Raw genomic sequence first — 19,623 nt, 5'->3', positions numbered from 1 at the left:
GGGGTCACCGGCGACGCGGCGGTATCACACGGCGGGGGGTCGCGGCTTTGCGTACGTCGGCCTCGCGCAGGTACAGGCGGCCGCCGAACGTCTCGGCCGGCAGGTCGCCTCGCGCCACCATCAGGCCGACGGCACGGTGTGTGCACCCGAGGATCGCGGCGGCGGCGTGGCGGGAGATCCACCCCTCGGGCGGCACAGTCGGCAGGTCGAGCTCGAGGACGTCGGCTTCGAGCACCATCACCCGCCCGCCGACCTGGTAGGCCGGCAGCTCCCCCTCTTGGATGAGGGTGTCGATCCGCCTGCGTGTCACGCCGACCAGCTGCGCCGCCGCCGGGCGGGTGATGAAGACGCCGCCACCCGGTGCGGGACGCCGGATCGTTCCGCTCACGCGGCGCTCTCCTGACGCAGCTCGCGCAGACGCGACCGGATGTCCGGGCCGAAGACGATGCCGTGGTCTTCGAGGATCGTGACGGGCGTGGCCGGGTGCATCCCGGGCCGGAGACGCTGGTAGATGCCGACGAGCAGGTCTTCGGCTGAGGGATCCTGGCGCACGTCTCGCAGCTCGTAGGGCAGGCCCTCGGCGTCGAGCGACTTGGTCACCCAGCGGCATGCGGCGCAGTTCGGCTGGGTCAGGACGGTGATCGTCATGGGGTTCTCCTTCTGGGGTTGGGTCAGGCCACCGCACCGCGGGGGCAGATGCGGGGTGGGATCGACGGGGCGGTGACCTTGGCGAGGGCCTTGCGGCGCTTGCCGGTCACCGTGAACGGCAACACGTCGGCGCGCAGGTACGCGGCTCCGAGCGCAGCGGCGAAGGCGGCGTCGGCGCGGTCCTGCACGTTCTTGTCGCGGGTGGCGTCCGGCCACGCGAGCGCGTACTCGGCCACCATCATGTCCTTGCTCGCGGCTCCGTTCCCGGTGGCGAGCATCTTGATCTGCGACGGCGTCACTTCGAGGACGGGCGCACCCGCTGCGACGAGTCCTTCTACGACGGCCCACCACAGGAACCCGCGGCGGGAGAGGCTGCTGTCCTGAGCGCTCACCGAGAACCGCAACCCCTCCACCACCACGAGGGCGGGGTCGCAGGCCACGGCCTGCTGCACGATCCCGTCCACGAGCGCTCGATGCCGTGCGACGTGCGCGCCGATGCTGTCGCTCTTCGGCGCCGGGGAGCGGTGCACGGCGGTGGAGAGGGCGCCGGTCACCAGGTCCAGGGCGGCGATGCCCGCTCCCGTGAGCGACAGGTCCAGCCCCACCACGGTGCGGCCGGCGGTGGCGGGGTCCAGCTCGGTCATCGGCGTGCCTCTCGCCGCGCTCGCAGTGTCAGCAGGAGACGCCTCCACCAGGGCAGGTGCGGATGCTGGGCTGGGCCTCGGTACTCGGTCACGGTCGTTCTCCTTGGAGTTGGTGCCGGTCGCCGCACCGCGGTGATGCAGGCGCGGCGACCGGGGATCAGGGGGTCAGGGGTGCGCGCCGGCGACCAGAGCCGCGGCCACGTAGCCCATGCCGACACGCAGTGCCTCGGCCGCGGGCATCACCGCCTCGCCGTGCCACACCTGCCCGTCGATCACGTCGGGGACGAGCTCGCCGAGGTAGACGGCGTCGCCGAGGTGGATCTCGGCGTGGAGCAGCGCCTGCTGCACGGCGGTGGTGAGGGCGTCGGGATCGAGGTTCGCAGCGAGTGCGTGGACGAGGCTGCCGACTGCGGCATCGGCCGGGCTGATGGTCTCGGCGGTGAGGGTCACGGGTGGCTCCATTCGTTGCTGGGGCAGCAAGTTGTTGCCACCGATACTACTGGCCGTTCCGATACTGCGCAAGGGCTCATATTGCTTCTACCTGCGAAGATGTCTCGAAAATCAGAGAATGAGGAGGGGTTGAGGCCGGACGCCGTACGCGAAGGAAGGTGCGTCAAATGTTTGCTCAGTGAAGACGTTGACGACGCGGATCACAGCGCGGGGACAGGCAGGGTCACGAACCTGTGCGCTCACACACCGGGGCCTGGTATCGGTAACCCATGGACAGTGACGACACCGACGCCGGGATCCGCGACGAACTGCAGCGGGTGCTCGACATCGTCGAGGTCGTGAACGCGAACCCGGGCCACCACGCCGAGCCGAATAGCGACCTCACGGCCGACGAGACCCGGTTCCCCGACATCTGGGCCGCCACCGTCGCCCGCCGCGGGGTCGTGTACGCCGCCGAGAACATCGAAGCGGCGTGCCTGCTGATGTTCAACGGTGACTGGTCCGTCCCGCAGTACGCCCTCCTGCGCGCCGCCTACGAGTCGGCCGGCGCCGCGACGTGGCTACTCCAACCCGACGACATCGACACCCGCCTGGCCCGCCTGCTGTGGCAGCACCGCGAGTCGTGGAGGTACTCGTCGAAGGCGTACGACGGGACACCGCTCGACCACGACGGTGAGGAGCGTCAGCGGTGGGCCGACGACGCTGCGGCTCGGTTGGGCATCGATTTGCGTGCCGGAAGGTCCGGCGGCTTCGAGAACCTGATCGAGGAGATCGACGACTTACTGGGACAGCCGGAGTCCCTGCTGACCGCGTGGCGGCTGTGCTCGGGCGTGAGCCACGGGAAAACGTGGGCGCTGAACGAGGTGACCACGGAGCTCGACAGCGTGGAGATCTACGAGCACGGCCGCATCAGTCAACGGGTCCCGGACCGCGGGCTGTTCCTCACCGACCTGAGCGTGGCGCGGCGGGCGGTGCAGCAGGCGTGGGGTTGGTACCGCATTCGCACCACGGCGCGGCCGCACTCGATGTCGATGCGCCTGGAGCTGAGGGACCGCGACGGGAACGTGGTGCCGGAGGGGTGACGGGTGGCCTCGGCGTGCCGACGCGGATGCGGGCATCTCCTCGGCGTGTACACCGCGTGGGACTCGATGAACTGACAAGCACCGGGGGAACCAGCGCATGGGTGACCGCAGCAGGTAGTCGGAGCCGCAACCGTGAGTCGGGGCACGTCCTCGCAGCCTCTGGGCGGGTTACGACATCGCAGCGGGGGAGGCTCAGGTTCACGATCACGGGACGGGTCCGTGACACCGCAGCGGGGTTCGAACATCGCAGCAGGATGAGACCCGGTTCATGTCCGTTTCGCCCGGTTTCACAGCCGCCTCGACTGCCGGTAGTTCAACTGGCGGTAGTCCCGGTAGTTCTCGGCCGTCCGCAGTCAGAGTGTCCGATTTGTACCGATATGAGAAGAAATTCCTCGAATCTAGGGGTCTGGGCAGATTCCTGCCGCCGGTTAGAGACCCGAAAACTACCGGTAGTACCGGAACTACCGTAAGACATACGTTCGATAGAACGACTGATTCGAACACGGCCGTCCAGAAACAACCCCGCTGCGACCCGACCCCACAGCCTCGGGCAACGACAGAACCCCGCAGCGATTGACCGCTGCGGGGTTCCGTTCGTCACCGTTACGCGCCCTGCACGTCCTGCGTACGTCCCAGCTCCGTCACCGTGAACTTGAGCACCGGTCCGCGGTGGGGAACATCCTCCACCACCTGCGCGAGGAGGCCGGCCGCGACAAGGTCTGCGCAGATCCTCTCGGCGTTCTCCTCTCGGTACGACCGCCGGCCGCCGGCCCGGCCCTGCTCGCTCGCCGTGAACGCCACGGTCTGCTTGCGTGCCCACTTGAGCGCCCGCTGCATCGCGGAGGTGTGCTCGGACGCTTCGCGTGCCTCCTTCCGCAGGGAATCCCGCACGCCCTGATCCACCGCCTCGCCGACTCGCGTGATGCCGACCGCGGTCTGGCAGGCGGTGCGCACGCGGCGGTGGTGCTCGAGAAGGTGCTCGGTCCAGCACCACCACTTCCACGTCACCTCGGCGGGCTCACCGTGGTAGATGGCAGCCGCGACCGCGAGTTTCAGGCGCATCAGCGCCGTGTGCGTCTCCAGCGCCAGTTCGGGCGTCTCCTCCTCTGTGGCCATCCGCATACGCAGGATGCGCACCTCGCGATGGACATTGGGATCAACTGGGACAGGTCCCGGCCGGAAGGTCGGGAGGTTGAGCGTCATGCGGTCGATCTTCGGAGCGGCGTCAGCCAGCGCGTCCCACTCCGGAGATCCCTCGACAGGTGCTTCGGTCAGCTCGGCGCTCACGTTCCAGACGCGCTGCCCCAGGCCCATCAGCGTCGAGGCCGGGTCGTACATGGCTCCCGCCGTTGCGAGCTGAGACGCGACCGTAACGGTGCACCGGTAGGTGTGTTCGTCGCAGAACGCCGTCTCGGTCTTGGTGTCGGACCCCAGCTGCTCAGACGACCACACCTGGCACAGCTCAGCGGCGAGCGTGCTGCCGCTGCGGCCGCGGACGGCCGTCAGCTTGGTGATCTCGGGCCAGAACAGCCGCGCGTACGGGTTGTGCGTCACGGCCTCCTTGTTCCCGTCGTCGTCGGTCTCGATGTGCGCGAACACCGACGCGATCACCTCGCCCGACCCCACGCTGCGGGGAACCGGCGGGTGCTCCTCGACGGTGCCGATCACCCCGAACTCGCTCTTCCGGTACGCGCGGAAGGTGACCCGGGTACTGGTGCTCTTGCCGGCACCCGAGCGGCCGACCACGTTATGGATGAAGTTCAGGCCCGCCTCGGAGTCCATGACGATCGGGGGCAGTGTCACGGTGGGCGGCACCAGCGAGAGCACGCCGGTCAGGTCCGCCATGAGCTTCACCGTCGGTGAGACCAGCGACAGGCGCGAGTTCTCCCGCAAGGTCTTCATCTGCTCGGTGCTGAAGATCTTGTCGAGCAGCTCCGGTTCAGACGCGTACAACAGCTGCGCGCGAGCCCGCAGCTTGACGGCCTGGATCTGGTCGTCCGCCGTCTCGGTGGTCGCCGAAGGCGTGGAAGGCGCCTGCGGCACTGCGGGCACTGCGGGCGGAGGCGTGGTGGTCTCCTCCGTGGCTCCTCCAGGAGACCCCACCGGGGCCGGACCCCCGAGAGTGCCGATCGCAGGCGGCGGAGACAGTCTCGCTGCCTCCGGAGCCGGACCGCCCAGGTTTCCGATCGGAGGCGCGGGAGCGAGACCGCCTGGGATCACGGTGAGCGTCGGCCGCTCCGACTCCGGCACCGCGATCGGATCGGGCGCGACCGCACCGACCACGGGTCCGGTGAGGAAAACCTCGCCCTGCTCTTCCATATAGGCCTGCACACGAGCACGGTGGGCCGCAGCCTGCGTCCGCAGCGCATCGGCGTACGCAGTGTCCCCCGCCGCGTCCTTCTCAGCGGCCATGGCCTCGAAGTCGGCGGCGCTGAACGTGTACAGCTCGGAGTCCTCGCGCCCACCACTGAGCTCGATCCCGGCCTCCCGGGCGACGTCCGCGAACGTGCGGCCGTAGAGCCCGGCGATGAAGTCCGGCCACGACATGTGGTCGCGGTTCTCGCCGTTGTTGCTCAGGTGGGCCAGACACGTTCCGCTGTAGATGTGGACGCCGTACCCGATGGCGCAACCCTGGTGCAGCTCCAAACCGGTCGCGCTGCTCTGCCCCTTGAACCGGCCCTTGTTGCAGCCGCAGCTGCCCGCCTGGTCGAGCACCTCGATGTACCGGTCTACATCCTGTTCCAGCCAGACGGCCATCGGCACCTGGTCGATGGCCTCGGTCAGGTCAGCCTGTCCTGCCGTGAGGTACCGCTCCTCGGCGGCGTCGAACACACTCCGCCGCGTGAACAGCCCGGCGAGCGGGTCGGTGACGGTGGTGTCGATCCTCTCCGCCGCGGTCACGCCGCCACCTCCCAGTTCCCGCCCCACAGCTCCCGCGGGAACGTGGGGATGTCCCTGCGCATCGCGCCCAGCGCCGCGTAGGTCGCGACGTGGCCGAACTCGCCGAGGACGGACGGCGGCAGGACCATGTACTTGCGGCCGGCCAGGGCGTCGAGCTTGCCGCCTCCGGGCAGGTGCGTGGTGCGTCCCGGACCCCGCAGCTCGTCGCCGGTCACGCCCCACTCAGCCGGGATACGGAAGAGGAAGTGCAAGCCTCCCTCCTTCCCCTTGGGGTGGTCAGGGTTCTGCGCGTTCGCCGGCTCAGTCACCGGGTCGAAGCCCCGTTCGACCATCACGCAGCTCGCCGCGTCGTTGTCGGTGTCGATCCCGAGCAGGTCGCTCTTGCCGAGGTTCAGTCCGATGTTGCCGCCGGTCATGATCCACTCGAGGACGTGCGCTCGGCTCGGGTTCGGCAAGTCGGGCCAGCCGAGGTCGGAGGTGGGGCGCTTCAGACCCTTCCGGAGGAGGACGAGGTGGAAGCGGTGGTAGGCGTACCAGTCGAGCAGGTTCTCGACCACGGTCTCACGCGCCGCGATCTGCCGGTCGATCTCGGTCCACATCTCCGGGGTGATGGTGTCGTCGTGCATACTGGACATGTCCTTTCTGAGGGGACTGTGATGCGGAGGCCCGGGCTCATCGAGCCCGGGCTTCGCTGGTGTTTCAGGCGTTGAGGCTGCCGTTGCGGCGGAACTTCGGCATGAGGCCGTTGTTCTCGGCGACGTCGAAGATGGGCGGCTGGACGTTGATGGTGGACAGTCGGAGGCACTCGCCGCCGTTGCGGTGCCGGTAGTGGTCCGTCACGGCGTCGCCCCACAGCTCCTGGAGCTGAGCCGCCAAGGCGCTCTTGCCGGAGCCGGACGGCCCGTCGATCCGCACTTCCGCTCCGCTCTTGGTCGCGTAGGCGGTGACCTCGACATCCGTCGACGCGGTCCGCCGCTTCCGGGCCGGCCGGCCGAGGTTGCCGGAGCTCGCCGCACGAACGCGGTCGTACACGTGATCGACGTGAGTCCACCAGAGCGCGCTGGCGATCATCAGCCGCGGCACCGCGACCGGATCAGCAGGGTGCACCGCGAGGTCCGCATCAGTGCGGCCGTCCATGCAGATGTAGCCCTCGTGGCCGACGTAGTAGACGGCGGGGCCGACGCCGCGGCGGCGCCACATGGAGCAGCCGCACGAGATCGGGAACGGGACGCGGTCAGCGAAGGGGCCGAGGATCTCGGACCAGAGCGGCGGAGGCAACGGCACCGCGCCGCGGTTGACGGCGAAGCGGGGGTGGGTCATCATGTGGTTGATTCCTTTCCGGTGGAGTGGCGAGGATCTTTGAACGGCGTTGGGAATAGGCCCCCGACGCCGTTCGTCGTTGATGGGGTTGGTCAGGCGACCTTCGCGGCGGTGGCGATGTACTGGTCGACGTCGCTCTGCAGCACGCGGTAGGTCCTGCCGACGCGGATCGCGGGCAGGCGGCCGCGCTGGATCTCCTGACGCACGGTCTCATCTGACACGCCGAGCTGCTCGGCGACAGCTGGCGTTCCGATGCGGATACGGGTGGTGGTGGTCATCGTCTCTCCTCCGGTTGGCTGGTGAGCTTGGGGAAGCTGGCTCCAGTTGTAGCAGTCACATTGGACAGGCATCGGAAACGAAGCCGCCGCATCGTGCCTGATCAGACCCCGAATCCGTCTCGATAATCGAGAGCCCCCTGGTCAGCGGGGCGGTGGGACAGAATCAGAAATACTGTTCCAACTTTTCCGGGATCCTCTGCAGCGCAACGGTTCCTACCGCCGCGAGGTACCGACTCCGTGAACGCGGCACGACTTCGGTGCGCACCATGGGGAGCATCCCCGCTCGCGCGGGGAGCAGGTCTGCCGCCGCCATGATCCCCGCGACCGGCCACGGTTCATCCCCGCTTGCGCGGGGAGCAGTCCCCACCGAGGGCGGCGACAGCGGGGCGGTGGTGGGTTCATCCCCGCTTGCGCGGGGAGCAGGGCCACTGCGATCGAACCCCGCATGGACAAGTCGGTTCATCCCCGCTTGCGCGGGGAGCAGTCGTCCCAGGCGAACCAGGCCGACTCGTTGTGGGGTTCATCCCCGCTTGCGCGGGGAGCAGAGCGGCGCTGGAACGCCGGGCCTCATCTCAGGGGGTTCATCCCCGCTTGCGCGGGGAGCAGGGTGCGTCACCGATCACTTCCACCGCCCGCACCGGGTCATCCCCGCTTGCGCGGGGAGCAGGGCGGCGGATCGGACGGTGGCCTGACCGAGGTCGGTTCATCCCCGCTTGCGCGGGGAGCAGGCCTGAGTCGACGCGGTGCTGTCGCTCGAGGGGGTCATCCCCGCGGTTCATCCCCGCTTGCGCGGGGAGCAGGCGAACAGCGGCCACACGAGCTCCTCGATCCGGGGTTCATCCCCGCTTGCGCGGGGAGCAGGCCTTCGAGCCGAGGTCGGTCGGGGCGGTGTCCGGTTCATCCCCGCTTGCGCGGGGAGCAGCGCGGCGTCGACGGCGCCGTGGGGCTGGCCACGGGTTCATCCCCGCTTGCGCGGGGAGCAGATCGCGGATCCGTACTCGGATCGATCGCAGCGGGGTTCATCCCCGCTTGCGCGGGGAGCAGACTCACTGACCTGGGACTATACAGCGCATCTCGTACCCGCGCCGCGCACACCACCCCACAGCTGGGGCATGCCACCGTGCGGCATGCGCATCGACTACCGCGACCTGATCACGAACCTGCACAGCGGAGTGCACAGCGACATGGACAGCGCACAGACGCGTCTGCGCGGCGTGGTGGAGCTCCTGGAGCAAGCGCCCGGCACCGTCCCCGGCGGGGGCAGGTTAACCGACACGGTGGCCGACCTCCGCGCCGTGGAACGGCGCCTCGCAGAGCTGGTGCGTCGATGAATCCGACTCCCGCTCAAGCCATCCGGACGGGGGACGTGACACGCGCATCGGCGGTTCGTTTGGTCAGGTCTGGGAGAATCGAACGCATGAGCAGGAGGAACGGACCCACCGCCGAGGTCGCGCCACGCACGTCTCGGCGGGCAGGAGCGTGCCACCGTGCCGGCATGAACGAGAACCCGCTGGACCAGGCCGACCAGGACGACGACTTCGATGAGTACCTCGCTGAATCCGCGGAGCGTCACCGCGCGTCGACCGAACGCTTCAACGGCATGCTCACCGACATCCTGAACTCAGCGCGCGCTGAGATGGACCAGATGTACGCGGGCCTCGGCGACGTCATCCGCGACCTTGAGAAGGCGCACGCCGCCGGTGAGATCGAGGTGACCAGTGAGCAGGGCTCCGCTGATGTGCTGGAGAACCTGCGCGCCATCGAGCGGAACCCGGTCCAGGTGCCCCGGCCGGAAGATGTGGTGGTCGAGCCGTGAGCACGAGGACCGGGCTCTTCACCGCCACCGCGAGCGTTGCTCTCGCAGCGGCGATCCTGTCGGGCTGCTCCACTTCGGTCGCAGGGCAACCGGTCGCGGACACTCCGAACACCGTCGCAATCACCGGCACCTCCGCTGAGAGCCCCTACGTCGCCGTGACCGTGACCCCGCCGCGGGTAGGCAACGACGACGTGCAGTACGGGGACCTGCCGTACCCCGGCATCGCGATCGGACAGCATCAGGCCGACGGGCGCACGAAGGACTGCTCGCTCGGCCCGCAAGTGAAGTCGGGAACGCGCACCGGATTCCTCACCGCCGGCCATTGCGACCGGACGCCCGGAGGCGAGGTTTTCGTGTTCGCGGATCCTGACGCTCAGCAACCGGTCCTCGTCGGGGTACTCAGCGGCACCGATGTCTCGACCGCCCCGTCGCCGGACCGGGACGTCGCCGTGCTCTGGACCGACTCCGCCGACCCTTCCGCCGCCCGGATCGCGGGCAAGTACCCCGTCGTGGGAGTGATGCCGACCGAACAGGTCCGGGAGCTCCCGGCGGGCACTCCGATCTGCGTCGATGGTGCCTGGTCTGGCGTCCAATGCTCCGACCTGATCAGTGCCGACGAGAAGATCCGCTACGAGCACAGCACCGAGGGAGGCGACTCCGGCGGGCCTGTGTTCGTGGTGGACCGCGCCGGCCGCGCAACGCTCATCGGCATCCACCGTGGCCACGATCCCGATATGCCCACCGTCGGCGAGGCAACGTTCCTGGCCGCCGCCCTCGATCACCTCGACGTCACCGCCGTGACCAGCTAATCACCAGGAGTACCCGTGACCAGTCCGAACACCGACATCTCGATCTCCGACCCGGGTGCCTTCCAGGCCGTGCTCGACAGCCTCGCCGCGGTCAAGGGCGGCGTAAAGACCGATGGCCTCTCCCAAGTGCTCGGCGCTTCGGACGGGTCGGACACCGCGGGGAGCGTCGCCGCGATCCTCTCCAAGGTCCAGGCCAACGTCACGCGGAGCGACACCGCCGTGGCCGGTATCATCAGCGATCTCGAAGCGTTCCGCACCGAGGTCACCGGCATCGACCGCAAGGGCAAGGACGAGGTACTGCGCGCCTGACGCGCCGCGCCGCAGGCTCCCTACCAGCGAAGATCCTGGCAAGCTGGAGCCATGGCACCCTCAGGAGAACATCGCCCCGAAGACCTCGGGTCCAAGACCGTCGCTACCGTAGCGCTCGGCCTGTACGCGCGCGCCGCCTCACTGCGGGCCCAAGCCACCTCAACGGGCAGTGCCACGGCGGGTGAGCGCCCCGACGACGCCAGCACCCGCATGGTCGCCGAGGCCCAGGCCGCGGAGAAGGACGCCGAGCGGCTGCGTGTGACGGCGGAGGCCCTGACCATCAGGGAAGAAGCCGCCAAGGCATGGAACAGGGATGCGCCGAAGGACTCGGAGCTCGAAGCTGCGCGGGAAGCGGTCACCGCCGCGAAGAAGAAGTTGTCGGACGCCGCGGCGGCCAGCGGCGATACCAGCGCGGCCCGAACCGAGCTCGAAGCAGCCTCGAATCATCTGGGCATTCTGCTCCGCAAGCGCCGTGACGCCGACAAGGCGTACGACGCCGCGGAGAAGAAGGCGCAGGAGAAGTTGGGCACCCTCGGTACCAGCAGCGGTGACGGCGCCGAGACCGACGACCACGGTCGCGGCACTCCCGGCACCAGCAACGGCACCGGCTCCCCCTCTGGCAAGCCCTCCGGTACCGGCACCTCCACCGGCTCCCCCTCCACCGGCAACGGCACCGGCAAGCCCTCCACCGGAACCGGAACCGGCAACGGCAAGCCCTCGACCGGCAAGCCCTCAAACACCCCCGCCGCTACCCCCTCCTCGACCAAGCCGAGCACGACCGAGGCCTCCACCGCCACCCCGGATTCCACCGCTGCTCTCGCCGCGCTCCTCGCCTCCCAGCAGCAGCAACAGCCCGCCGCGCAGGCCGCACAGCAGCAGCCCACCGCGCAGGCAACACCGGCCGCGTCCACCCCGCAGCAGACCCAGCAGCCGGACAAGGACAAGGATCTGTCGCAGGACAAGACCAGCCCCTGGGACAGGATCGTCGGCGCGGACGGCGTGCTGGACACCGGCGACCTCGCCGGCATCATCGGCGCACCCCTCACCCTGGGCGGCGGCTCGACGCCCACGCACGCCACCCCCGCCGCGACGGTCACCCCGTCCGCACCCGCGACGCCCACTCCCTCGGCTACGGGTCTCAGTGCCAGTGCCACCGCCAACGCACAGCCCGTCACGAGCGGCACCTCCGCGACTGGCCTGAGCACGCCGACGGACGTGTCGGGGCGTACCGCCGAGCAGCAGCGCGGCCCCTTCTCCGTGGGACCGGAGACCAAGACCAGCGGTGCCACGGGTACCGGTACCAGCGCCACGTCGCCCGCTCACTCCACCGGTGCCCGGCCGATGGGCGGCGGCATGCCGATGATGCCGATGGGTGCCATGGGCGGTCCGGGTGGCGGCGGTGGCAAGGACCGGGAGCAGGCGCAGACGACCTCCGCGGCGGGCAGCGCGGAATCCGACCTGCTCCACGGCCGCCACACCGTCGCCGAGGCCGTGCCCGGCGGCACCATCGCGCAGCGGGACCACCCGCGCCACCGAGGCGAGTCGGACGCGGCGTAGGGACTGCGTCTACTTCGTCTCGTTCGGGTGGCGGGTGTGCACCTGCTCCAGGTACACCGTGCGGCCCTCGACGTAGAACCAGATGCGGGCGTCGCCCTGCTTGGTGGGCTTGTGCTGCCACCGCTCGTACCTCTCGCCGCTGCGGGTGATGGTCCCGAGCTGGCCCTTGAGCGGGTAGTTCGTAGGGGTGTTCGCCAACGGCGTTCGGGTCAAAAAGTCCCAGGCATCGGCCAACGGGTTACGGATCGTCGCGGCGAGATCCTGCCAGCCCTTCTTGGCGTGGGTGGTGGCGAAGCGGATCTCGTACTCGACCTTCTTCGGCGGCCGCGGGACGAGCTCCCCCTTGCCCGCCACCGCTACGGACGCTCCACGACGGTGGCGTCGCCGTCGTCGTCCAGCCAGTCGAGGTCTGCCTGGCCGAGGCCAGCAGCGATCGCAGTCGCGGTCTCCCGCCACGAGGTCAGCTCCGAGAGGGCCAGGTGTGGCTGGTCCGTGGAGAATGACGCCCGCGCGGCGTCGACAAGGTCCTGAGCGCAGGTAGCGCGGTCCTCTGGTGACAGGGCGAGCATCCAGGGGAACGCCTTGGACATCCGCCCGGCGAGAGGTCCGTCATCGTCCACAGCCACGCCGATAAGCTGAGCCGCGAACTCGAGCAGGCGGGCACGGCCCTCTGCCTCGCGCTGCGACATCAGCACCAGGGGCGCGCCGTCACGGCGGGTCACCGTCACCGGGTGATCCTCAGCCTCCGCGAACACCTCGGCCGAGTGCTTGCTCAGGTCCGAGGAGCGGCGCGTGGTGGTGCGGAACGCGATCGTAGTCATGCCGCCATGCTATTCGGAACGTGTTCGGAAGTCCACGTGAGATCCATCGCCTCTGCCTGTACACCCCACCGCTTCCGACACGACGCAGCGGGTAACGACTCCGCCCGCGAGCTGCTCGTTTACGGTTACCTGGAATGGGTTCTCTACCAGGAGTTGACGCGTGTCCAGGTTGTCCGATCTGATCCGCCAGGCAAAGGCTGCGGACTCCCAGCTGGGTGCTGACCTGGAACGGGAGTTCCGCGCCCTCACGAAGCGTCGCTCCTTCGGACTCGTCTTCGAGCGACACCAGCCCGAGGCCGTCGAGCTCGCCGGTCGTCCGGTGCGTAAGGGCGACAAGGTGCACATCCTCCCGCCGCGAGGCAGCCGATCCCGGGGCGACCAGCGGCTGTGGACTGTAACCGGGTTCGAGGGACGGGGAGAGAACCGTGCCGCGAAGCTCGTCGAGGCTGGGCAGGTAGAGGAGCCCGAGTCCATGGTCGCGCTCGTGGCTGATCTGGTTGTCGTCGCCGAGTTCCGGGACCACATCTACCCCGGCCTGATCGAAACCGGTCGCGTCGAACGCGGCGGCGACAAGCCCTTCCACACGGTCATCAACGCCGAGAACTTCCACGCCCTGGAGATGCTGACCTACACGCATCGCCACGCGATCGACGCCATCTACATCGACCCGCCGTACAACACCGGCGCGAAGGACTGGAAGTACAACAACGACTACGTCGAGGCCGACGACGACTACCGGCACTCGAAGTGGCTCGCGATGATGGAGCGGCGGCTGCTGATCGCCCGTGAGCTGCTCAATCCAGCCGACTCGGTCCTCATCGTCACGATTGACGAGAAGGAGTACCTGCGGCTCGGACTTCTGCTGGAGCAGACCTTTCCCGAGGGGCGCGTCACGATGGTGTCGAGTTCCATCAACGCCGCGGGGGCAACCAGAAAGGGCACGTTCGGCAGATCAGCCGAGTACCTCTACTTCGTCCAGTTCGGCGCCAGCCGCCCTGTGGCACTTCCACTGGAAGCCGAATGGAATCCGGTTCGCACCAAGAACAAGCAGGACATCTACTGGAGCCGCCTTATCAGGAGCGGCGCCGATTCGTTGCGCGAGGACAGCCCTAACCAGTTCTATCCAGTCTTCGTCCGCAACACCCCCGACGGCCCTGTCTTCGACTCCGTAGGCGACGCGGCTATTGGCATTGAACGTGGGGACGTCGCGGTGCCGGAGGGCTGCGTGGCCGTATGGCCCATTCGGAAGGATCGCAGTGAAGGTCGCTGGCGTATCGGTCCCGGTGTGCTGCGGGGCCTAATCGCAGCCGGGCACGCCCGCTTGGGCAACTGGCGTGAGGGCAGCACGACTGTCTACTACCTCAAGCAGGGCGAGGCGAGGAAGGTGACCGACGGGACGTTTCCAATCCTCGGTCGCCGCCCCGACGGGTCCGTGGTCACCGACGCGTCGGACTACCAACCGCGCTTCGTCCCGACTGACCTCTGGCGCATCACGAGCCACGACGCGGGCAATAGCGGAACCCGGCTCCTCGGCAACCTGCTCCCGGGTCGGAAGTTCCCGTTCCCGAAGGCCTTATACGCAGTAGAGGACGCCCTACGGTTCTTCCTAGTCGACAAGCCGGAAGCGGCGGTGCTCGACTACTTCGCGGGTTCCGGCACCACGGCACACGCAGTGATGCGTTTGAACCGAGAGGACGGAGGTCGCCGGCAGTGCATCTCGGTGACGAACAACGAGGTGTCTGCCGAGGAACAGACTCGGCTGCGCAGGCAGGGACTTCGCCCCGGCGACGCCGATTGGGAAAAGCTCGGCATCTGCGACTACATCACCAAGCCGCGAATCACCGCCGCGATCACGGGCAAGACACCCGAGGGCGATCCGATCAGTGGCGACTACAAGTTCAACGACGAGTTCCCGATGTCCGAGGGCTTCGAGGAGAACGCCGCGTTCTTCACCCTGACGTACGAGGGACCGCTGTCGGTGGCCCACCACCGTGCCTTCGCCCGGATCGCGCCGATGCTTTGGCTGCGGGCCGGGGCGCGCGGACCGATCATCACCGAGATCGGCGACAAGGGCTGGGACCTCACCAACGTGTACGGCGTACTCGACGACCTCGACACCGCCGCCCGCTTCGTCACCGAGGTGAAGAAGACGCCGGGCGTGGCGATGGTGTACATCGTCACCGACGACGACCTCGCCTTCCAGATGGTGTGCCGAGAACTGCCGAAGGGCGTGCGACCGGTCCAGCTCTACGAGTCGTACCTGCGGAACTTCGAGATCAACTCTGGGAGGTTCGCCTGATGGAGTACACGCTCAAGGACTACCAGGTCGGTGCCGTCGCGGGTGTGCTCGACAACCTCACCCAGGCGCGCACCCTCTACAAGCAGTTCGGCTCCAAGTCGAGGTTCGCGCTGTCCGCCGTGACCGGCGCCGGCAAGACCGTCATGGCGGCCGCCGTCATCGAGGCGCTGTTCTTCGGCAGCGACGAGTTCGACTTCGCTGCAGACCCGGGCGCCGTGGTGCTCTGGTTCAGTGACGACCCCAGCTTGAACGAGCAGTCGCGGAGACGAATCCAGGCCGCCGGTGGGGAGCAGCTCGACTCGCGACTGCGGATCATCGAGTCCACGTTCAACGAGCCGAAGCTGCGACCGGGGAACGTCTACTTCCTCAACGCGCAGAAGCTGAGCAAGGGCGCCCGGCTGGTCCGCGGGGACCGCAACGGCGACATCGATGAGATGGCACTGGTGCCTCGCCCCGACGAGGTGCAGAGCAACATCTACGACGTCATCGCCGAGACGATCGCCGACGAGCGGCTGACGCTCTACTTCGTCCAGGACGAGGCGCACCGCGGGTGGAACAACTCTTCCGGCGACCGCACCACCATCGTGCAGCGTCTGGTCAACGGACACGGAACCACTCCACCGATGCCGATCGTCTGGGGCATCTCCGCGACGACGCAGAACTTCGAGGACGCGTTCAAGGACTCCCCGCAGGGGCGGGTGGCACTGCCGCCAGTAGAGGTGGACTCCGCTCTGGTGCAGGCCTCGGGTCTGCTCAAGGACGACATCGTCCTGTCGATCCCCAGCGAGTCGGGCACGTTCGACACCGTGCTGCTCAAGCGTGCCGTGAGGAAGGTGATCGCCAGCACCAAGGCGTGGGCTCAGTACGCGACGGAGCAAGGCGAGACGGACCCCGTCGTGCCACTCCTGGTGGTGCAAGTCCGTGACGGCGACGCCGCCGCGACCCAGACCGCGGTCGCGCGGGCAGTGGAAGCGGTCTTCGAGGAGTGGACGGACCTGCCGACGGCCTCGTTCGCGAACGTCTTCGGCGAGCACCAGGACCTGTCGGTGAACCAAGTCCCCGTTCCGTACGTGGCGCCGGAGACGGTGCAGGAAGAGACGTGGATCCGGGTGCTGTTCGCGAAGACGGCGATCAGCACCGGCTGGGACTGTCCACGCGCTGAGGTGCTCGTCTCGTTCCGGCCTGCGGTTGACCCCACCCACATCACGCAGCTACTCGGGCGCATGGTGCGCACCCCGCTGGCGCGCCGGATCCCCGGCAACCAGGTGCTGAACTCCGTGGAGTGCCTGCTGCCGTTCTTCGACCGGAAGACCGCGACCGCTGTCGCGGAGGAGCTGATGCGCGGCGCCACCGGCGGTGGTGACGGTGACTCCGGCGGCGGCCCGGGCCGGCGCGTTCTGTTCGACCCCGTGACACTGCTACCCAACCCGGAAGTGCCCGAGGAGGTCTGGGAACGCTTCGACATGCTGCCGTCGCAGACGATCCCGAAGCGCGCCGCGAAGCCCATTAAGCGACTCACCGCGATCGCCAAGGCACTCTCCGACGACGACCTGATCACCGACGCCGGGAAGCAAGCGCACGCACACCTGCACTCCGTCCTCGACGGGCGACGGGTGCAGTACAAGGACAAGATCGACGCCGCCGTGAAGGACGTCATGACGATGGAGGGCGAGGAGCTGCGCGGCAAGTTGCACAGCAACACCGCCATCTCCCGCAAGGCCTTCACCGACACCGCCGACCACCGTGCCATTCAGGACGCATACCGGGCCGCTGGCCGAATCTTCAGCGCCGACCTCGCGCGGACCTACGTCGGGCACCTCGCCGGCGACGACGCCGACGATGACGAGCTCCGCGACGCGACCGTCCAACTCGCAGCGCTGGCTCTCGTGCCCGAGGTCGCGGAGGACATCGACGACGAAGCGAACAAGCTCGCCGCCGACTGGCTGCAGCAGACGCGGGTGCAGCGCAAGGGACTGACCGACGAGCGGCAGGCCGTCTACGACGAGCTGGAATCGATGACGACCCAGCCGCAGCCGATCCTGCTCACACGTCCCCGGACCGGACAGGCCGACACCAAGGTGCGTGACGCCGCCGGCAACGAGTCCGACCTCCCGACGCAGAAGCACCACCTGCTCTGCGACGAGAACGGTGACGTGCCGACCACTCTCAACGACTGGGAGACGCTGGTCCTGGAGCAGGAGATGAAGGCCGCGGGCTTCGTCGCCTGGTGGCGTAACCCGTCACGCACCGCGCAGGACTCGCTGGCGATCGCCTACCGCGACCCGTCGAGCGGCACGTTCAAGGCGCTACGGCCGGACTTCTTGTTCTTCTCCCGCCGCGCTGACGGGACGATCGCCGCGAACATCGTGGACCCGCACGGGCACCACATGTCCGACGCCATGCCGAAGCTGCGCGGCCTCGCCGACTTCGCGGAGACGTTCGGCTCCGAGTACGGCCGCATCGAGGCGGTCGCGAAGGTCGGCGACACGCTACGGGTGCTGGACCTGACTAAGGAGTCGGTACGCAAGGCTGTGCGGGCCGGAACGGACGCGAAGGCGCTGTACGAGTCGGACGCCGCGGTGGACTACTGACCAGAACGCACCATGGCCCGCCGCGCAGGCTCCGACGAGCACTACACCCTCGACTTGTGCGACGAGGTGCTCGGCGTACCCGGCATCCGTCAGGCGACGTTCGACTGGCTGCGCGGCGACCCGTCACCGGCACGGCCGCGCGGGACCAAGCTCCCCGTCGACGGGTACTGGCCGGACCTACAAGTTGTGGTCGAGTTCCAGGAGGAGCAGCACTCGCAGCCGTCCCCGTTCTTCGACCGCCGGCAGACCGTCTCGGGGATGGGTCGCGGTGAGCAGCGCCGCCGCTACGACGAACGCAAGCGCACGCTGATCCCTGAGCATGGACTACGGCTGGTGGTGATCGAGAAATCGAAGTTCGTGTTGAGGTCGCGGAAGATCGACCGTGACCGAGCGCGGGACCTCCAGGTTGTGCGTCGGCACCTGGCGTAGTCGGATGCATCCACCGGTGCCGCTGCATCCGCAGCGGCACCGGAGGAGACCTCGCAATGCACGTGCGTTTCGTCCTACGGTCGCGCCATGGAACCAGGCAGCGACGAGTTGCTCACCATCCCCGAGGCGATCGAACGGTTGCGCATTTCGCGGACCCATTTCTTCCGGCTGAAGAGGCAGGGCGTCATTGTCGGGATGCGCCTCGGGCACCGCACCCTGATCCCCAGCCGCGAGATCGCGCGGCTGATCGCCGAGAGGTACCACCCGCCAGCGCCGAAGAGTGACGGGTAGAGCTACTGCATCGCCGCGGCTTGCACCGCGGGGTCCGCCGCGATCGCAGCTGCGAGCTCAGCTGCGGTCACCCCGTACGCCGTGGCGAGCGGCAGGAGCTCGGTCACCCTTGCCGGCCGCTCACCACGCTCCGTCCGGCTCAAGACAGGCTTGGAGATGCCGGACGCCTCCGCGGCTTGGTCGAGCGTCAGTCCGGCCCGTTCACGTACGCGGCGTAGCACTGCGCCAGCGGCGGCGTCTGCCGTCGTGACTCGTTTCGGTGTCCATTGCTGTTCGTCGTCACCCACACAGCCATGCTTCAGGAGTGGGTGGCCACGTGGTTGGTGGCGCGCCGGGGTGGGGGAAGCGAGGTCCGATCTGACGAGGAGCTCGGCTACGTCGGCTGGATGAACAGCGGCCGGTGGAACTGCTCACCTTCTGGGTGGTCGAACCTCTCCCAGCCGAGCGACGCCCAGAACTTGTGCGCCTCCTCCGAGTACGCGAACAGCCGCCGATCCGGATGCCTCTGCTGCAACGCCTGCACCACCCGGGTGCCGACACCATGACCACGTGCGGCGGTGGACACCTCGAAGAACTGGATCTCCAGCCGCTCCGGTCCCAGCTCCGGCACGTTCGCGTATTCGGGGTTGATACCGCCGGGGTCGTCGAGTTCGACGCGAGCGACTTCGGCACCGTCCTCGATCACCTTCACGTACCAGGGGTCGTCGAACAGGTACGGGACGTCGTCCCACCACCGCTCGTTCTCGTAGGCGGTATCGAAGTCGAACGGCGGCACCCAGGAGTATCGACTCGCACCGCCGCGGCGTAGGTCGACGAGTTCGAGTGGCACGGCCGGGTCAGTCCTGGAGCTCGAACGGCACCGAGGAGTAGTACCGGTCGAACTCCCGGTAGTCCCCGATGTCGCTGAGCAGGCGCGCCACCGCCAGCTCGTACCCGGTGATGCGCAGTCCCTGGTGTCCACTCCCAAGGGGAAGGATGCCGCGGGCCCCGTCGACGTGGACGTAGTTGAGCCTGTCTACGAGCGATCCGCGCCAGAAGAAGTCGACCAGGCTGATCTCGCGGATGTTGGAGTCCGGGAAGTTCTCCGACCACTCGAACTTCAGGTCACGATCGCGCTGGCTCTCGGCCATCCCGTAGGCGATCGTCAGGTCGATGTCCGGACGGTACACCGCCAGTTCGACATGGCTGTCATGGTCGACGCCCGAGGTTCCGTCGGCGGGACTACTCCAGGAGCCGAAGCGGTCGCGGTAGGTGGGGCCGATCTTCAGGATGCGGTGCCAGTCGCTCGCGGTGGAGTCAGCTACTAGGGTGCGCAGCTCGTCGAGTGTCATGGGATGCCTCCGTGTAGGTGGTGGCGGGCGGAGTGCTCGCGCGGTGG

The 19,623-nt window shown here is 68.2% G+C and carries 23 protein-coding genes and 1 CRISPR repeat array; of the genes, 10 read left to right on the top strand and 13 right to left on the bottom strand.

From position 1 onward, the window contains the following. Window positions 1–4: 4 nt before the first annotated feature. The 4 genes from K6L26_RS03365 to K6L26_RS03350 all read right to left on the bottom strand — a co-directional run bounded on the left by K6L26_RS03365 (window position 5) and on the right by K6L26_RS03350 (window position 1,742). Complete coding sequence (locus tag K6L26_RS03365) at window positions 5–388, bottom strand: helix-turn-helix domain-containing protein (RefSeq protein ID WP_221852671.1); 384 nt, start codon at window positions 386–388, stop codon at window positions 5–7. Then, entirely contained in the window at window positions 385–648 is a 264-nt protein-coding gene (locus K6L26_RS03360) for a glutaredoxin family protein (RefSeq protein ID WP_221852669.1), read from the bottom strand. The genes K6L26_RS03365 and K6L26_RS03360 overlap by 4 nt, the downstream gene beginning before the upstream one ends. A 23-nt stretch (window positions 649–671) precedes the next feature. After that, complete coding sequence (locus K6L26_RS03355; RefSeq protein WP_221852667.1) at window positions 672–1,292, bottom strand: RuvC family protein; 621 nt, start codon at window positions 1,290–1,292, stop codon at window positions 672–674. Between the two features lie 165 nt (window positions 1,293–1,457). Continuing rightward, window positions 1,458–1,742: a carnitine racemase gene (locus tag K6L26_RS03350; RefSeq protein ID WP_245008678.1), complete on the bottom strand. Its 285-nt coding sequence runs from the start codon at window positions 1,740–1,742 to the stop codon at window positions 1,458–1,460. 269 nt (window positions 1,743–2,011) lie between these two features. Here K6L26_RS03350 and K6L26_RS03345 point away from each other — a divergent pair, with 269 nt between their 5' ends. Further along, a complete protein-coding gene (locus K6L26_RS03345) occupies window positions 2,012–2,824 on the top strand; it encodes a hypothetical protein (protein ID WP_221852666.1) in 813 nt (270 codons plus the stop codon). 603 nt (window positions 2,825–3,427) lie between these two features. Here K6L26_RS03345 and K6L26_RS03340 read toward each other — a convergent pair. The 4 genes from K6L26_RS03340 to K6L26_RS03325 form a co-directional block, all read right to left on the bottom strand. Next, entirely contained in the window at window positions 3,428–5,725 is a 2,298-nt protein-coding gene (locus tag K6L26_RS03340) for a hypothetical protein (RefSeq protein ID WP_221852664.1), read from the bottom strand. After that, on the bottom strand, window positions 5,722–6,360 hold the full coding sequence (locus K6L26_RS03335) for a bifunctional DNA primase/polymerase (protein ID WP_221852662.1): 639 nt from the start codon (window positions 6,358–6,360) through the stop codon (window positions 5,722–5,724). Before K6L26_RS03335 ends, K6L26_RS03340 begins: the two co-directional genes overlap by 4 nt. Window positions 6,361–6,424: 64 nt before the next feature. Next, complete coding sequence (locus K6L26_RS03330; RefSeq protein ID WP_221852660.1) at window positions 6,425–7,048, bottom strand: nucleoside/nucleotide kinase family protein; 624 nt, start codon at window positions 7,046–7,048, stop codon at window positions 6,425–6,427. Between the two features lie 89 nt (window positions 7,049–7,137). After that, on the bottom strand, window positions 7,138–7,323 hold the full coding sequence (locus tag K6L26_RS03325) for an excisionase family DNA-binding protein (protein WP_221852658.1): 186 nt from the start codon (window positions 7,321–7,323) through the stop codon (window positions 7,138–7,140). 270 nt (window positions 7,324–7,593) lie between these two features. After that, window positions 7,594–8,367: a CRISPR direct-repeat array (repeat unit 28 nt; unit sequence GGTTCATCCCCGCTTGCGCGGGGAGCAG). A gap of 83 nt (window positions 8,368–8,450) precedes the next feature. Between K6L26_RS03325 and K6L26_RS03320 the strand changes: the two genes are divergently transcribed. The 5 genes from K6L26_RS03320 to K6L26_RS03300 all read left to right on the top strand — a co-directional run bounded on the left by K6L26_RS03320 (window position 8,451) and on the right by K6L26_RS03300 (window position 11,814). Further along, window positions 8,451–8,654 (top strand): hypothetical protein, encoded by a 204-nt coding sequence (locus tag K6L26_RS03320; RefSeq protein WP_221852656.1) that lies wholly within the window; start codon window positions 8,451–8,453, stop codon window positions 8,652–8,654. A 164-nt stretch (window positions 8,655–8,818) separates the two neighbouring features. Next, entirely contained in the window at window positions 8,819–9,139 is a 321-nt protein-coding gene (locus K6L26_RS03315; RefSeq protein WP_221852654.1) for a hypothetical protein, read from the top strand. Continuing rightward, window positions 9,136–9,948, top strand: a complete 813-nt coding sequence (locus K6L26_RS03310) for a chymotrypsin family serine protease (RefSeq protein WP_245008677.1) — start codon at window positions 9,136–9,138, stop codon at window positions 9,946–9,948. Before K6L26_RS03315 ends, K6L26_RS03310 begins: the two co-directional genes overlap by 4 nt. Before the next feature lie 15 nt (window positions 9,949–9,963). Next, window positions 9,964–10,257, top strand: a complete 294-nt coding sequence (locus K6L26_RS03305; RefSeq protein ID WP_221852652.1) for a hypothetical protein — start codon at window positions 9,964–9,966, stop codon at window positions 10,255–10,257. Window positions 10,258–10,308: 51 nt separating this feature from the next. Beyond that, the gene (locus K6L26_RS03300; RefSeq protein WP_221852650.1) at window positions 10,309–11,814 is read left to right on the top strand and encodes a hypothetical protein; all 1,506 of its coding nucleotides are present in this window, start codon (window positions 10,309–10,311) and stop codon (window positions 11,812–11,814) included. Window positions 11,815–11,823: 9 nt separating this feature from the next. On the opposite strand, the gene K6L26_RS03295 is transcribed toward K6L26_RS03300, so the two are convergent. After that, window positions 11,824–12,168 carry a hypothetical protein gene (locus K6L26_RS03295; RefSeq protein ID WP_221852648.1) on the bottom strand — a complete coding sequence of 115 codons (345 nt, stop codon included), beginning with the start codon at window positions 12,166–12,168 and terminating at the stop codon, window positions 11,824–11,826. 2 nt (window positions 12,169–12,170) lie between these two features. Continuing rightward, complete coding sequence (locus tag K6L26_RS03290) at window positions 12,171–12,635, bottom strand: prevent-host-death protein (RefSeq protein WP_221852646.1); 465 nt, start codon at window positions 12,633–12,635, stop codon at window positions 12,171–12,173. Between the two features lie 160 nt (window positions 12,636–12,795). Between K6L26_RS03290 and K6L26_RS03285 the strand changes: the two genes are divergently transcribed. The 4 genes from K6L26_RS03285 to K6L26_RS03270 all read left to right on the top strand — a co-directional run bounded on the left by K6L26_RS03285 (window position 12,796) and on the right by K6L26_RS03270 (window position 18,245). Next, window positions 12,796–14,934: a site-specific DNA-methyltransferase gene (locus K6L26_RS03285; RefSeq protein WP_221852644.1), complete on the top strand. Its 2,139-nt coding sequence runs from the start codon at window positions 12,796–12,798 to the stop codon at window positions 14,932–14,934. Continuing rightward, the gene (locus K6L26_RS03280) at window positions 14,934–17,525 is read left to right on the top strand and encodes a DEAD/DEAH box helicase family protein (protein WP_221852643.1); all 2,592 of its coding nucleotides are present in this window, start codon (window positions 14,934–14,936) and stop codon (window positions 17,523–17,525) included. Before K6L26_RS03285 ends, K6L26_RS03280 begins: the two co-directional genes overlap by 1 nt. Window positions 17,526–17,537: 12 nt before the next feature. After that, on the top strand, window positions 17,538–17,954 hold the full coding sequence (locus K6L26_RS03275) for a hypothetical protein (RefSeq protein WP_221852641.1): 417 nt from the start codon (window positions 17,538–17,540) through the stop codon (window positions 17,952–17,954). Between the two features lie 87 nt (window positions 17,955–18,041). Further along, entirely contained in the window at window positions 18,042–18,245 is a 204-nt protein-coding gene (locus K6L26_RS03270; RefSeq protein ID WP_221852640.1) for a helix-turn-helix domain-containing protein, read from the top strand. 2 nt (window positions 18,246–18,247) lie between these two features. On the opposite strand, the gene K6L26_RS03265 is transcribed toward K6L26_RS03270, so the two are convergent. From K6L26_RS03265 to K6L26_RS03255, 3 genes are all read right to left on the bottom strand, one after another. Next, entirely contained in the window at window positions 18,248–18,532 is a 285-nt protein-coding gene (locus K6L26_RS03265) for a helix-turn-helix domain-containing protein (RefSeq protein ID WP_221852638.1), read from the bottom strand. A gap of 86 nt (window positions 18,533–18,618) precedes the next feature. Further along, complete coding sequence (locus K6L26_RS03260; protein ID WP_221852636.1) at window positions 18,619–19,074, bottom strand: GNAT family N-acetyltransferase; 456 nt, start codon at window positions 19,072–19,074, stop codon at window positions 18,619–18,621. Window positions 19,075–19,081: 7 nt separating this feature from the next. Next, a complete protein-coding gene (locus tag K6L26_RS03255) occupies window positions 19,082–19,576 on the bottom strand; it encodes a hypothetical protein (RefSeq protein WP_221852634.1) in 495 nt (164 codons plus the stop codon). Window positions 19,577–19,623 lie beyond the last annotated feature (47 nt).

Source organism: Mycobacterium farcinogenes (genome assembly GCF_019739075.1).
GTDB classification, from domain to species: Bacteria; Actinomycetota; Actinomycetes; order Mycobacteriales; family Mycobacteriaceae; genus Mycobacterium; species Mycobacterium senegalense.
This window is presented reverse-complemented; position numbering and strand designations above follow the sequence as displayed.

Bases quoted from the DNA above. Each gene is read 5' to 3' on its own strand.
- K6L26_RS03290 (WP_221852646.1), bottom strand. From the start codon at position 12,635: ATGACTACGATCGCGTTCCGCACCACCACGCGCCGCTCCTCGGACCTG.
- K6L26_RS03330 (WP_221852660.1), bottom strand. From the start codon at position 7,048: ATGATGACCCACCCCCGCTTCGCCGTCAACCGCGGCGCGGTGCCGTTG.
- K6L26_RS03270 (WP_221852640.1), top strand. From the start codon at position 18,042: ATGGAACCAGGCAGCGACGAGTTGCTCACCATCCCCGAGGCGATCGAA.
- K6L26_RS03300 (WP_221852650.1), top strand. From the start codon at position 10,309: ATGGCACCCTCAGGAGAACATCGCCCCGAAGACCTCGGGTCCAAGACC.
- K6L26_RS03335 (WP_221852662.1), bottom strand. From the start codon at position 6,360: ATGTCCAGTATGCACGACGACACCATCACCCCGGAGATGTGGACCGAG.
- K6L26_RS03355 (WP_221852667.1), bottom strand. From the start codon at position 1,292: ATGACCGAGCTGGACCCCGCCACCGCCGGCCGCACCGTGGTGGGGCTG.
- K6L26_RS03275 (WP_221852641.1), top strand. From the start codon at position 17,538: ATGGCCCGCCGCGCAGGCTCCGACGAGCACTACACCCTCGACTTGTGC.
- K6L26_RS03360 (WP_221852669.1), bottom strand. From the start codon at position 648: ATGACGATCACCGTCCTGACCCAGCCGAACTGCGCCGCATGCCGCTGG.
- K6L26_RS03320 (WP_221852656.1), top strand. From the start codon at position 8,451: ATGCGCATCGACTACCGCGACCTGATCACGAACCTGCACAGCGGAGTG.
- K6L26_RS03345 (WP_221852666.1), top strand. From the start codon at position 2,012: ATGGACAGTGACGACACCGACGCCGGGATCCGCGACGAACTGCAGCGG.
- K6L26_RS03280 (WP_221852643.1), top strand. From the start codon at position 14,934: ATGGAGTACACGCTCAAGGACTACCAGGTCGGTGCCGTCGCGGGTGTG.
- K6L26_RS03315 (WP_221852654.1), top strand. From the start codon at position 8,819: ATGAACGAGAACCCGCTGGACCAGGCCGACCAGGACGACGACTTCGAT.
- K6L26_RS03255 (WP_221852634.1), bottom strand. From the start codon at position 19,576: ATGACACTCGACGAGCTGCGCACCCTAGTAGCTGACTCCACCGCGAGC.
- K6L26_RS03325 (WP_221852658.1), bottom strand. From the start codon at position 7,323: ATGACCACCACCACCCGTATCCGCATCGGAACGCCAGCTGTCGCCGAG.